Raw genomic sequence first — 12,887 nt, 5'->3', positions numbered from 1 at the left:
GCGGCCGCCGCCGCGGCAGCACTGGCGGGCACTGTAGTGGACGGCCCCGGCCGAGTCCGGAAGAGGCCCGTCGCGCGGCCCGTAGCAGGCGGAGAACGGCCGGAAATCGAACACTTTCGGCCGCCGGCCGACCGCCATCAGCCGCCGGCCCGGTGCGGGGGAGACCGGGTGTCTAGTCCAGGACCGGCAGCAGCTCCGGCAGGTGCCCGTCCGAGGTTCGGGCCGCCTCCTGCCGTTCCGCCGGGACCTCCCCGTACAGCGTCGTACGGGGCTTCGCGGGCCGTCCCGCCGCCTCGGCGACGGCGACCAGGTCCCGCACCGACTTGTACGAGCCGTAACTCGACCCCGCCATCCGGGAGATCGTCTCCTCCATCAGCGTCCCGCCGAGGTCGTCCGCCCCCGACCGCAGCATCTCGGCCGCGCCCTGCGCGCCCAGCTTCACCCAGCTGGTCTGGATGTGGGGGATGTACGGGTGGAGCAGCAGCCGCGCCATCGCCGTCACCGCCCGGTTGTCGCGGACCGTGGGGCCCGGCCGGGCGATGCCCGCCAGGTACACGGGCGCGTTGGTGTGGATGAACGGCAGCGTCACGAACTCCGTGAAGCCCTCCACCCCCTTGGCCAGCGCGCTCCGCTGGATCCGGGCCAGCGTGCGCAGGTGCCCCAGCCAGTGCCGCGGCTGGTCCACGTGCCCGTACATCATCGTGGAGGAGGACCGGATGCCGAGCTCGTGCGCGGTGGTGACGACCTCGATCCAGTCCGCCGTCGGCAGCTTGCCCTTGGTCAGGACCCACCGCACCTCGTCGTCGAGGATCTCCGCCGCCGTGCCGGGGATCGAGTCCAGCCCGGCCTCCTTGGCGGCCGTCAGCCAGTCCCGTACGGACAGGCCCGTCCGCGTGGCCCCGTTGACGACCTCCATCGGCGAGAAGGCGTGCACGTGCATGCCCGGGACGCGCTGCTTCACCGCCCGCGCGATGTCGAAGTACGCCGTCCCGGGCAGGTCCGGGTGGATGCCGCCCTGCATGCACACCTCCACCGCGCCCACGTCCCAGGCCTGGGCGGCCCGGTCGGCGACCTGCTCCAGGGAGAGGGTGTAGGCGTCGGCGTCCGTGCGGCGCTGCGCGAAGGCGCAGAAGCGGCAGCCGGTGTAGCAGACGTTTGTGAAGTTGATGTTGCGCGTGACGACGTAGGTGACCTCGTCACCCACCACCGAGGCCCGCAGGTCGTCGGCGATCCGGCAGAGGGCGTCCAGGGCCGGCCCGTCGGCGTGCAGCAGGGCGAGCGCCTGCGCGTCGGTGAGCCGGGTCGGATCGTCGGCGGCCTGCGCGAGCGCGGCCCGTACATCGGTGTCGACGCGCTCGGGCACCATCCCCGGCGCCGCCGCCTCGCGCAGCGCGTCCCAGTCGCCGTAGACGTCGTCGAAGTCCGTACGGCGGTCGCCGGTGCGGCCCTCACCGTCGACGGCGGTGTGCAGATCGGTGCGGCCGTACGCGGCGAAGCTCTCGTCCGGCTCCTGCCAGGGCCGGCCCACCACCTCGGCGGACTCGTCGGCCAGCCCGGTCTGCGGATCGGCCAGGGCCCGCACGTGCGGCAGCAGCCGCGGGTCCAGCCAGGGCTCGCCCCGCCGGACGAACTCCGGGTAGACGCAGAGGCGTTCGCGCAGCTCGAAGCCGGCCGCCGCGGACTGCCCGGCCAGCAGGTCGATCTGCGGCCACGGACGTTCGGGGTTGACGTGGTCGGGCGTCAGCGGCGAGACGCCGCCCCAGTCGTCGATGCCGGCGCCGATCAGGCGCGCGTACTCCCCGTCGACGAGGTTCGGCGGCGCCTGAAGGCAGGCCGACGGGCCCATGATGTGCCGGGCCACGGCGATCGTCGCGACGAGGTCGTCGAGCTCGGCGTCCGGCATCCCGCGCATGGCCGTGTCCGGCTTGGCGCGGAAGTTCTGGATGATCAGTTCCTGTACGCCGTGGTAGGCGCGGGAGACCCGGCGCAGAGCGAAGAGGGACTCCGCTCGCTCCTCGAACGTCTCGCCGATGCCGATGAGCAGGCCGCTGGTGAAGGGGACCGAGGACCGCCCGGCGTCCTCCAGCACGCGCAGCCGGACCGCCGGCTCCTTGTCGGGGGAGCCGTGGTGCGGCCCGCCCGGCTCGGACCACAGGCGGGTGGCGGTGGTCTCCAGCATCATGCCCATGGACGGGGCGACGGGCTTGAGCCGCTGGAAGTCGGCCCAGGACAGCACACCCGGGTTCAGGTGGGGGAGCAGGCCGGTCTCCTCCAGGATCCGGATGGAGATGGCCCGCACGTAGGAGATGGTGTCGTCGTACCCCTCGGCCTCGAGCCACGCGCGCGCCTCGGGCCAGCGGTCCTCGGGCTTGTCGCCGAGGGTGATCAGGGCCTCCTTGCAGCCGAGCGCCGCCCCGCGCCGGGCGATGTCGAGGACCTCGTCCGGGGACATGTACATCCCGTGGCCCGCGCGGCGGAGCCGGCCGGGCACGGTGGCGAAGGTGCAGTAGTGGCACTTGTCGCGGCACAGGCGGGTCAGCGGGATGAACACGCTCTTCGAGTAGGTGATGACACCGGGCCGCCCGGCGGCGGCGAGCCCGGCGTCCCGCACGCGGGCGGCGGAGGCGGTGAGGTCCTCCAGGGCCTCCCCGCGCGCCTGGAGGAGTACGGCCGCCTCGGTCGCGTCGAGCGCGACGCCGTCGCGGGCCCGCCGGAGCGCGCGGCGCATCGCGTTGTCGGTCGGAGCGTCACTCGGAGTGGTCATGGGCCGAGCATACGATCCGGTCGTCGGGGCGGGGGGAGCCGTTCGGCGTGCTCATCGCATCAGCTCACCGGCGTTGACCAGCAGCGACTGGCCGGTTATCGCCCGTGCGCGGTCGGAGGCGAGGAAGGCGGCGGCGTCGGCGACGTCCCCGTCGGTGGCCAGGTCGGGCAGTGCCATGCGCGCGGTGAGGCGGGCGTGCACCTCCGCCTCGGGGACGTTCTCGGTGTGCGCGGTGAAGGTGACGAACGCCTGCACGGGCGGGCCCCACATCCAGCCCGGGAGCACCGTGTTCACCCGGATCCGGTGCGGGCCCAGCTCGCGGGCCATGGAGTACATGGCGGAGGTCAGGGCGCCCTTGGAAGCGGCGTAGGCGGCCTGCTGGACCTCGCTCGGGGCGGCGACGGCGGACTGCGTGCCGATGATGACGACCGAGCCGCCGTTCTCCTTCAGGGCGGGCAGGCAGGCCCGGGTCATCCGCAGCGTCCCCAGCAGGTTCACGTCGATGATCTGCGCCCAGGTCCCGAAGTCGGCGTCCTCCAGGCCGCCGAAGTAGGAGTCCCAGGCGGCCACGTGCACGACGGCGTCGATCCGGCCGAACCGCTGCCGCGCGAGGGCGGCCAGGGCCTCGCACTGGCGCTCGTCGCCGATGTCGGTGGGCAGGTGGGCGGTGTGCGCTCCGCCGGGGTCGATCTCGGCGGCGGTCTTGGCCAGATTCGCCTCGGTCCGCGCCCCGAGGACGGCGTTCCCGCCGTCGCGCACCACGGTGGCGGCGACCTGGTGCCCGAGCCCGGCCCCGACTCCGGAGACGATGACGGTCTTCCCTTGCAGCAGCATGACGGGCCTCCAGCGGCGGGAGCGTATCTGACGGCTCGTCAGGCTAGGGTCGCGGCAGCGGGATGGGAAGGGGCGGGGCGGGAGCGGGCCCCCGGCCGCGGCGACCGACGCCGCACACCGGCCGGCTCGCCTCGCGCCCGGGCCTGCGGGCAGGGGCCGGCTCGCCTCGCGACCGGCCGGGCGCGGGCCTACGCTGGTGTGGCTGCCTTGGTCCGCGTACGGGGTCCGCGTACTCGTACGTGCGTTCGTACCACCCCCTCGTGCGACAGGAGGCAAGCCGTGGCTCCCCTTCCCACCCGCCTGGTCCGCCCCTGCGTGGCCGCCGCCGCAGCAGGTCTGCTCCTCACCCCGCCCCTCGCGGCGCCCGCGTACGGCGCCCCGACGCCGGACCCGTCCGCCTCCGCCTCCACCGCCCCGTCCCCGGACGCCTGGGCCACCTTCCCCGAACTCACCGGGCCCGTCACGGCGGAGCTGGACGCCGCCGTCCAAAAGGTCCTGCGCATGACGCGGGTGCCGGGCGTGATCGTGGGCCTGTGGGCGCCCGGCAAGGGAAGCTACGTGCGGACCTTCGGCGTGGCCGACAAGGCCACCGGCGCGCCCATGAAGACCGACTTCAACATGAGGATCGGCAGCGAGACCAAGACGTTCACGGTCACCGCGCTCCTCGAACTCGTCGACCAGGGCAAGCTGAAGCTCGACGACACCATCGGCACCTACATCAGCGGAGTTCCCAACGGGAACCGCATCACCCTGCGCGAACTGGCGGGCATGCGCAGCGGTCTGTTCAACTACAGCCTGGACGCGGACTTCAACAAGGCGCTCGCCGCCGGGCCGACGAAGCCGTTCACACCGCAGCAGCTGCTCGACTACTCCTTCAGGCACCCGGTGCAGTTCGAGCCGAACGCGCAGTGGCAGTACAGCAACACCAACCTGATCCTGCTGGGTCTGGTGGTGGAGAAGGTCGGCGGCAAGCCCATCCAGGAGTTCATCCGGCAGGAGGTGCTCGAGCCGGCCGGGCTGCGCAGGACGGTCTTCCCCACCGACGCCCACTACCCCGACCCGCACCCGCAGGGCTACACGAACGACACGACGGGCAAGGTCGTGAACGCGACCGACTGGGACCCGTCGTGGGCCTGGGCCGCCGGCGCGATGATCTCCGACCTCAGGGACCTGCGCAGCTGGGCGCGGACCCTGGCCACGGGCACCCTGCTGACGCCCGCGACCCAGGCCGAGCGCCTGAAGACCACCTCGATCGACGGCATCCCCGGCGCCCGCTACGGGCTCGGCATCTTCAACGTCCAGGGGTGGATCGGCCACAACGGCTCCCTGCCCGGGTACCAGAGCCTGACCGTCTACCTGCCGGAGGCCCGGGCGACCATGGTCGTCCTGCTCAACACCGACATCGGCTACAAGGGCCAGGAGCCCAGCACGCTCTTCGGCGAGGCGATCACCAGCATCGTCACGCCCGGCCACGTGTACCCGGGCCACGTGCCGGTCGCCCACAAGCCGGCCGGCCCCGCACCCACCGGCTCGACACCGGCCGCGCCCGCACCCACCGGCTCGACACCGGCCGTACCCACACCGACCGGCTCCGCGCCGACGGCGCCGACCGCGACCGGCCCGACACCGGCCCGGCCCACGCCGCCCGCCGCTCCCTGAGCCCGCACCGAGCCGGTGCCCCGGCACCCGAGGCCGCAGGCGTTGGCCTCTGGCTCAGGCCCGGCCCGCCCGCCCCAGGCGGGCCAGGCCCTGCGTGATCTCCCCCGGGGTGTGCGTCGTGAACGACAGGCGCAGGGTGCGGGGGTCCGGGGCGCCCGTGAAGAAGGGCGCCCCCGGCACGAAGGCCACGTCGTGGGCGAGGGCCGTCTTGAGCAGGGCCGTCGCGTCGTGGCCGGCGGGGAGCCGGGCCCAGACGAACATCCCGCCCTCGGGACGGTTCCAGGCCGAGCCCGCCGGCAGCGCCTCGGCCAGGCCCGCCAGCAGGGCGTCGCGGCGGGCCCGGTAGGCCGTCCGGACCACCGCCACGTGCGCGTCCAGGTCCACCGCGGCCAGGTAGTGCGCGGCGGCCAGCTGGTCCACGGTCGAGGTGTGCAGGTCCGCCGCCTGCTTGGCGACCACCGCGGCCCTGCGCAGCGCCGCCGGCGCCCGCAGCCAGCCCAGCCGCAGCCCCGGCGCCATGATCTTCGAGAAGCTGCCGAGCAGGGCGGTCCGGTCCTCCGCGCCCGGGTGCGCCGCCAGCCACGGGACCTCGGCTCCCTCGTAGCGCAGCTCCCCGTACGGATCGTCCTCGATCAGCCACAGCCCCCGCCGCGCCGCGATCTCCGCCACCGCCGCCCGCCGGGCCGCCGGCAGGGTGCGCCCCGTCGGGTTCTGGAAGGTCGGGATCGTGTAGAGCAGCTTGGGGCGCTCCCGCGCGACGATCTCCTCCAGGGCCTCGGGAACCAGCCCCTCCCCGTCGCAGGGCACCGCCACCACCCGGGCCCCGGCCATCCCGAAGCACTGCAGGGCGGCCAGGTAGGTGGGGTTCTCGACCAGCACCACGTCCCCCGGCTCGACCAGCACGCCGGTGAGGAGGGTGAGGGCCTGCTGGGAGCCCGAGGTGACCAGGACGTCGTCCGCACCGGTCGCCAGGCCCCGCGCCGCGGCCCGCCGTGCGACCGCCTCGCGCAGCTCCGGCACGCCCTCGGTGGTCGAGTACTGCAGCGCCCGGCGCGCCGACACCGAGAAGGCGCTGTCGTACGCGGCCCGCAGGCCCTCGGCGTCGAAGAGTTCCGGCGCGGGCAGGCCGCCGGCGAAGGAGATGACCCCGGGGCGTTCGGTGAGCGCGAGGATCTCGCGGACGGGAGAGCCGCCCACCGAGACGGCGCGCGGGGCGAACGGGGGCGGCGGGGCGGCGGTGGATCGGGAGCCGGATGCCTCGGCGGGGCCGGAGCCGGGGCCGGAGTCGGCGTGGGGGTCGTGGTCGGATGCGGAGACGGCGGCAACGGGCACGGGTGGCTCCTCCGGGAGTGGGTGCGGGCATCGTAGCCAGGTAAAGGTGCAGACAACACCTATGTGTCACATGGTGAACGACGCGCAAGGGCTCGCGATATGACGATGCATCAGCTACACCCGTCGCATGACGACAGAAGAGCGGGACACCCGCGCCGGTGACTACGCAGAGCTCGCGGCCGTCGGCCCCTACGGAGTCCGCCCCGGCCATGCGCTGATCACCATGGTGGAGCCGCATCCGGGCCACGAGTACGCCTACAACCGCTGGTACGAGGACGACCACTACTACGCCGGTGCCATGGCCATGCCGTGGATGTACGCGGGACGCCGGTGGGTGGCCACCCGCGAACTCCAGGAGCTGCGCTACCCGGAGGACTCCGCGGTCGCCCGACCCGTCACCGCCGGCTGCTACCTCTCGACGTACTGGGTCACCGAGGGCCGCTACGACGAGCACATGAAGTGGACGGTCGGCATCAACAAGCGGCTCAACCGGGACGGGCGGGTCTACCAGGACCGCACCCACGTGTTCACGGCCTTCCAGGACCACGAGGCCACCGTCTACCGCGACGGGGCGGCGGGGCCGCGGGACTTCCACGCCCTCGACCACCCGTACGCCGGCCTCGTCCTCCAGGTCGTCGACACCGATGGGCCCGCGCAACGGGCCGGGCTGCTGGAGTGGCTGCGCTCACGGTCGCTGCCGAATCGGCTGCACGGCTCCCCGGTGGCGATGGTGCCGGTCTTCCGGCCGACGCCGCTGCCCGGCGACCGGATGACGTACGTCAAGCAGGTCGAGGGGGTCGACACCCGCCTGACGCTCCTGTGGTTCCTGGAGCAGGACCCGCGGACCTGCTGGGACCGCTTCCAGGGGCTGGACGCGGAGGTCGCTGAGGCGGGGCTGGGGCGGGTGGAGCTGGTGGCGCCGTTCATCCCCACGGTGCCGGGGACCGACCGGTACGTCGACCTGCTGCGGTAGCCGCACGCGGACATGGCCGAGCCCCCTCGGCCAGGACGGCGGACCGGTCGAGAGGGCTCCAGTCAGTGGTGCGGGTACTACGGGTGGTGCGGGTACTACGGGTACTACGGGTGGTGCGGATACTGCGGTTAACGCGTGCGGGTCGGTCGGGGAGCATGCCGTCATGTTCAGGCGAGGCGCCCCAGCCGGCCCTCGTTGACACCGTCGACGAACGAGGTCCAGGAGCCGGGCGCGAAGGTGAGGGACGGACCGTCCTGCACCTTGGAGTCGCGGACCGCGATGGCCTCGGTGACGGGGGACTTGACCTCGACGCAGGCGCCGTTGGCGGAGTAGGAGGACTTGGTCCAGTTGTGCGTGGCGCCCTGACGAATAGCCATGGTTCTCTCCGGTTCTGCGAGTGGTCCTGAATTGCCGCGCCGACCGGCTCGTTCTCCGGTCGACGTGATCGACGCTACCCGCAGCTCCTGACGGGTGAAGGAACCGTTCACCCGACCGAGTGGCATATTCCATTCAGGTCTTATGCGGCCGGGGAGTGACGGTGTACGGTACCGGCCCTCCCCAAGGCCCCGGAGAATTTCGGGGCCTTTACCGCGACTCGCCGACCTTGACCGCGTATTCGCCGATGATGTCGGAGATGAACTGCCGGGTCTGGTCGACATTCAGGGCCTGGGCGCGCAGGTGCTCGTACATCACGCTGTACTTCTGCACGTCGTTGGCCTTCTCCAGGTACAGGTCGCTCGTCACGCCCTCGATGTAGACCACCGTGGAGTCGGACGCGTCCGGGAATTCCAAAATCGCGTACTGGCCGTTCACGCCGGGGTGCGCGCCGAGCGCGAACGGCATCACCTGCACCGTGACGTGCGGCTGGTCCGACTGCTCTATCAGGAACTCGAGCTGCCGGATCATCAGTTCGGGATCGCCCACGCACCGGCGCAGGGCGGCTTCGTCGATCACCGCCCACAGGCGCAAGGGGCCGAGCTCGGGATTGTTGTTGTCCGTCTCGGAGAGCCGCTTCTGGCGGTGCATGCGGACCTGGACGCGCTTGTCCACATCGGCCGGAGCGGTCTCCGGCCACGCGCCGCGGACCAGGGAGTGGGCGTACTCCGTGGTCTGGAGCAGCCCCGGGATCACCAGGGGCTCGTAGGTGCGCAGGCTCGCGGCGTCGGTCTCCAGGCCGATGTAGACGCTGTAGGGGATGTCGCCGAAGGCGTGCCACCAGCCCTGCTGGCGGGAGTCCTTCGCCATCTGCATGAGTGAGTCCACGAGCCTGGGGTCCTCCACCTCGTACACCTCGCACAGGTCGCGTACATCGCGCTGGCTGATGGACCGGCGGCCGTTCTCCAGCCGGCTGATCTTGGACTGGGAGACGAGGAGGCGCTCGGCGACCTGTTCGGCCGTCATGCCCTTGTCCTCACGGAGCTTGCGCAACTCCATGCCCAGTCGGCGGCGTCGGACGGTGGGATTGACATTGGACGCCACGTGAACGGCACCTCCGCCTTCTTCTGTAGTGCAGCTGTCTGTCTCTCTGCGTGTCTGATGTCGAGCAGACTGCCACCGAAGGGTGCCGCGGCGCTGGGGAACGGCCGGGAAAAGCAGACGCGCGGGGTGGCGGGACCGGTGGGCCGGCCCCGTCACCCCGCGCGCCGGCGTGATGTGGGCGTTGCGGTGGAGCGGGTCGAGCGGGTGGATCGGGTCTCGCTGGTGGAGCGGGTCTTACGGGTGGAGCGGTCTCACAGGTGGAGCGGGTCGATCAGTGCGCGGCCGCGCGGGCCATGGCGCCCGTCCGGCGCGGCTGCAGCGGCAGGCTGCCGGCCGTGGCCCGGGCGGCCGGCGGTGCCGGTGCGCGGTCGCGGCGCGGCGGTGCGGCCACACCGTTCTGGACGTCCATCACGGCGTGTGCCACGAGTCCGCCCATCGGGTCGTGCCGGATCAGGTCCCGCAGCCGGGATCTGGACGACCGCCCTTCGTTACCGGGGTACAGGTGCTTGCCGAGTCCGACCGCATGGGCCAGTGCGGCGAGCGCCGCGGTCCGCGGGTCCGGCGGGACGCCGGTGCGGATCGCCGTGTCCAGCCGGGCACGGATCTCCCGACTGATCGCCGTGTCCGTCGCCTGGTAGCGAGTCGTCGGCAGCACCCCGCACATCTGGCCCGCGACGGCGTGGACCATGCCGCAGCGCTCCAGGTGGGCGAGGTAAATCTGGCGGAGCCCCAGCCGGGGTCCGCCGATCCAGTGGACGGCCCGTACCGGGCTGCCGCGCCTGCGCAGCAGTTCCAGTGCGGAGTCCAGTGTCGGATCTCCTGTCGGCCGTGGCATCACCACGGCGATACGATCCCCGTCAGGGGCTATCCGTCCTGCCAGAGCCAGCTCCACTAGCTGTGCCCCGGCCAGGCCGAGGTCGAGCGACTGCGGCTGCGCCGTGGTACCCGTAGCCGGGTCCAAGGCGAGCAGCAGAAGCTCCTCCGGAATTGTTCTGCGGCTCCTGCCCATCCATGCCTCCCCGCGTGGATGAGTGACAGGGTGACGCCTCTCACATTCATCTGTCGAGAGCGCGTGGCCGCTTTGTGGGGGAACCCGCAGCTATGTCGTTCTCGTCTAGCACGGGGGCGATGCCCCCTAGACGGGACACTGTTAGACATTCGGACAGCCGGACGTGGTGGCGATGGAGGAGGAACTGGTGGCGGGCGAGTCCCCCGACAAGTCGGTAGATGAGGGAGCGTCGGGGGCGGCGTCGACCTCCGCGGAGCGTGATCCGAGGCTGTCGGTGTTCCGGCAGCGGGAGCCTGAGGGTGTTTCGGCGGACGCGGACGCCGCGGTTGCCGCGGGCGACGGGGCCGACGGCGCCGAGGGCGCCGAGGAGGCCGACGGGGGCGAGGAGAGCGGCAGAGCGGACGCAGTCGTGGACGCGGAACCGGGCGCGGATGGTTCCGCCGGCCGGGATGCGCTGCGCGACGCGGTGGCGGCCTGGGTGGCCACGGCCGACGAGCCGTCCGACGCGAAGCCGGGCCCGTCCGGAGCCGAGCCCGTCTCCGGCGCCGACGCAGATCCCGACGCCGACTCGGCCGCCGCCACCGGTTCGGGTACCGCGTCCCCCGCGGCCGACGTTTCGCCGGAGGCCGATCCGGCCGAGAGCGAGCGGACGGCTGTGTTCCGTGCCGTCCGCACGGACGCCGCGCCGAGTCGCCCGACGCCCGCCCAGGGTTCCGCTTCCGTGGACGAGCCGGTCGCCGACCGGGGCGCGTCCGCGTCCGGCACGGGCCAGGCCGCCGAGGAGCGCCCTGCCGATGCCGCTGCCGCCGCCGATGCCGGTGCGGGCAAGACCGCCGCCGGTGACCAGGCGACCACCGCGTTCCGTGCCGTGCAGCCGGCGGCCGACAAGTCGCCGGAGGCCGATCCGGCCGAGAGCGAGCGGACGGCTGTGTTCCGTGCCGTCCGCACGGACGCCGCGCCGAGCCGCGCGGCGGCCGATCCGGTGGCCGACCGGGATTCCGCTTCCGTGGACGAGCCGGTCGCCGACCGGGGCGCCTCCGCGTCCGGCACGGGCAAGACGGCCGCTGACGAGCGGGCTGCCGGCTCCGGTTCCGCCGGTGGGTCGGGAGCCGACCAGGCGACCGCCGCGTTCCGTGCCGTGGAGCCCGACGCCGCAGCGGACGCGCCCGCCCCGCGGGAGCGGACCGGAGTGTTCCGGATTCCGGCGGCGCAGGACGGCGACAGCGAGCGGACCGCAACGTTCCGCGCCGTGCGGCCGGACGCGCCGACCGAGCGCCCCGCCGATTCCGCTTCGCCGGCTTCGCCGGCCTCCGCGCCGCCCAAGGCCAGCACCTTCGTGCCGCTGCGGACCGACGAGCCCGGCCGGCAGCCGAAGCCCGCGACCCCGCCCCCGGCCACCCCGGCGGATGCCGCTTCCGCCGCTTCCGCCCCCGCCTCGCTGGACCGCAGCGAGCGGACCACCCAGCAGCCCCTGCCGCCCAAGCCGCCGCTGGACATGCTGGCGGACCTCACGAACAACCCGCCCCCGCCGCCGAGCCCGCTCCGCACGGCCGTGCGGCGGTTCAAGATCTACTTCCCGCTCGTCGTGCTCCTGGCGATCATCCTCGCCGTCGTGCAGCTGGTGCGCCCCCTGCCGGAGCCCAGCCTCGTGATGACCGCGAAGTCCTCCTACACCTTCGAGGGCACCAAGCCCGAGCTGCCCTGGCCCGCCGAGGGCCAGGCGTACATGGCCGCCGCCGGCCTCGGCACGCTCGGCCAGTCCGGCGAGCAGAAGCCCGTACCGATCGCCAGCGTGACCAAGTCCATGACGGCGTACATCATCCTGCGCGACCACCCCATCAAGAAGGGTGAGCAGGGCGCGATGATCGACGTCGACAAGACGGCCGAGACCGAGGGCAAGAAGAACGACTCCGTCAACAACGAGTCCACCCTCGACACCGTCAAGGAGGGCGACAAGATCTCGGAGTACGACGCGATCGCCGCCCTCATGATCCCGTCGGCCAACAACATCGCGCGGCTGCTCGCGCGCTGGGACGCCGGGTCCCAGGAGGCGTTCGTCAAGAAGATGAACGACACCGCCAAGGACCTCGGCATGACCAACACCACCTACACCGACCCGTCGGGCCTGGACGCGACCACCGTCAGCACCGCCGAGGACCAGGTGAAGCTGGGTCTCAAGCTCGTCGAGATCGAGACCCTGCTGGACATCACCAAGAAGCCGAGCTGGGTGGACCCGTCGGGCAAGAAGTGGGACAACTGGAACCGTTTGGTCCCGTACAACGACTCGCTCGGCATCAAGACCGGTACGACGACGAAGGCCGGCGGAAACCTCCTGTTCGCCGCCCAGAAGAAGATCGGCAACACCAACCAGCTGATCGTCGGAGCCGTCCTCGGCCAGCACAAGCCGCCGATCATCGACAGCGTCATCTCGGCGAGCAAGCAGCTGATGACCGGCACGCAGAAGGCCCTCGAAGGCGCGACCGTCGTCACGAAGGGCCAGGTCGTCGGCTACGTCGACGACGGGCTCGGCGGTCACACCCCGGTCGTGGCCACCGCCGACGTACAGGCGATCGGCTGGGCCTCGCTCACCGTGGACGTGAAGCTGACCGGCGGCGGCACCGTCCCGCAGACCGCCAAGGCCGGTACCGAGGTCGGCCTGCTCACCGTCGGCGAGGGCGCGAGCCAGGTGAAGGTGCCGGTGGCGCTGCAGAGCGAGCTCGCCGCGCCCGGCTTCGGCAGCAAGCTGACACGCGTCGGCTGACAGCCGGTGGGAGCGTGGTTCCGGCGCCCCGGGCAACCCCGGGGCGCCGGAACGCGTCTTGGGTCGCGGGGCCCGG

9 protein-coding genes are annotated in these 12,887 nt (G+C 72.5%); 3 read left to right on the top strand and 6 right to left on the bottom strand.

Annotation, left to right across the window (positions count from 1 at the left end):
* Positions 1 to 172: 172 nt before the first annotated feature.
* The gene (locus tag AC07FY_RS17260; protein ID WP_479006830.1) at positions 173 to 2,764 is read right to left on the bottom strand and encodes a bifunctional FO biosynthesis protein CofGH; all 2,592 of its coding nucleotides are present in this window, start codon (positions 2,762 to 2,764) and stop codon (positions 173 to 175) included.
* Positions 2,765 to 2,815: 51 nt separating this feature from the next.
* Positions 2,816 to 3,598 (bottom strand): SDR family oxidoreductase, encoded by a 783-nt coding sequence (locus AC07FY_RS17255; protein WP_479006827.1) that lies wholly within the window; start codon positions 3,596 to 3,598, stop codon positions 2,816 to 2,818.
* A 279-nt stretch (positions 3,599 to 3,877) separates the two neighbouring features.
* Between AC07FY_RS17255 and AC07FY_RS17250 the strand changes: the two genes are divergently transcribed.
* On the top strand, positions 3,878 to 5,257 hold the full coding sequence (locus tag AC07FY_RS17250; RefSeq protein ID WP_479006824.1) for a serine hydrolase domain-containing protein: 1,380 nt from the start codon (positions 3,878 to 3,880) through the stop codon (positions 5,255 to 5,257).
* A gap of 54 nt (positions 5,258 to 5,311) precedes the next feature.
* Here the strand turns inward: AC07FY_RS17250 and AC07FY_RS17245 are convergent, their stop codons facing one another.
* Entirely contained in the window at positions 5,312 to 6,454 is a 1,143-nt protein-coding gene (locus AC07FY_RS17245; protein ID WP_479007106.1) for an aminotransferase-like domain-containing protein, read from the bottom strand.
* Between the two features lie 262 nt (positions 6,455 to 6,716).
* Between AC07FY_RS17245 and AC07FY_RS17240 the strand changes: the two genes are divergently transcribed.
* Positions 6,717 to 7,562, top strand: coding sequence for a hypothetical protein (locus AC07FY_RS17240; protein WP_479006821.1), 846 nt, complete (start codon positions 6,717 to 6,719; stop codon positions 7,560 to 7,562).
* Positions 7,563 to 7,729: 167 nt separating this feature from the next.
* Here AC07FY_RS17240 and AC07FY_RS17235 read toward each other — a convergent pair whose 3' ends face one another.
* The 3 genes from AC07FY_RS17235 to AC07FY_RS17225 all read right to left on the bottom strand — a co-directional run bounded on the left by AC07FY_RS17235 (position 7,730) and on the right by AC07FY_RS17225 (position 10,050).
* Positions 7,730 to 7,939, bottom strand: a complete 210-nt coding sequence (locus AC07FY_RS17235; RefSeq protein ID WP_446593084.1) for a DUF397 domain-containing protein — start codon at positions 7,937 to 7,939, stop codon at positions 7,730 to 7,732.
* Positions 7,940 to 8,147: 208 nt separating this feature from the next.
* Positions 8,148 to 9,041 carry a helix-turn-helix domain-containing protein gene (locus AC07FY_RS17230; protein WP_479006818.1) on the bottom strand — a complete coding sequence of 298 codons (894 nt, stop codon included), beginning with the start codon at positions 9,039 to 9,041 and terminating at the stop codon, positions 8,148 to 8,150.
* A gap of 271 nt (positions 9,042 to 9,312) precedes the next feature.
* Positions 9,313 to 10,050: a GOLPH3/VPS74 family protein gene (locus AC07FY_RS17225; protein ID WP_479006815.1), complete on the bottom strand. Its 738-nt coding sequence runs from the start codon at positions 10,048 to 10,050 to the stop codon at positions 9,313 to 9,315.
* 172 nt (positions 10,051 to 10,222) lie between these two features.
* Here AC07FY_RS17225 and AC07FY_RS17220 point away from each other — a divergent pair, with 172 nt between their 5' ends.
* A complete protein-coding gene (locus AC07FY_RS17220; protein WP_479007103.1) occupies positions 10,223 to 12,811 on the top strand; it encodes a D-alanyl-D-alanine carboxypeptidase family protein in 2,589 nt (862 codons plus the stop codon).
* Positions 12,812 to 12,887: the final 76 nt, after the last annotated feature.

The sequence above is a fragment of the Streptomyces sp. NPDC045967 genome (assembly GCF_056430495.1).
This window is presented reverse-complemented; position numbering and strand designations above follow the sequence as displayed.

Coding starts and splice junctions, on each gene's coding strand:
- AC07FY_RS17220 (WP_479007103.1), top strand. CDS start 10,223: ATGGAGGAGGAACTGGTGGCGGGCGAGTCCCCCGACAAGTCGGTAGAT.
- AC07FY_RS17240 (WP_479006821.1), top strand. CDS start 6,717: ATGACGACAGAAGAGCGGGACACCCGCGCCGGTGACTACGCAGAGCTC.
- AC07FY_RS17225 (WP_479006815.1), bottom strand. CDS start 10,050: ATGGGCAGGAGCCGCAGAACAATTCCGGAGGAGCTTCTGCTGCTCGCC.
- AC07FY_RS17260 (WP_479006830.1), bottom strand. CDS start 2,764: ATGACCACTCCGAGTGACGCTCCGACCGACAACGCGATGCGCCGCGCG.
- AC07FY_RS17255 (WP_479006827.1), bottom strand. CDS start 3,598: ATGCTGCTGCAAGGGAAGACCGTCATCGTCTCCGGAGTCGGGGCCGGG.
- AC07FY_RS17235 (WP_446593084.1), bottom strand. CDS start 7,939: ATGGCTATTCGTCAGGGCGCCACGCACAACTGGACCAAGTCCTCCTAC.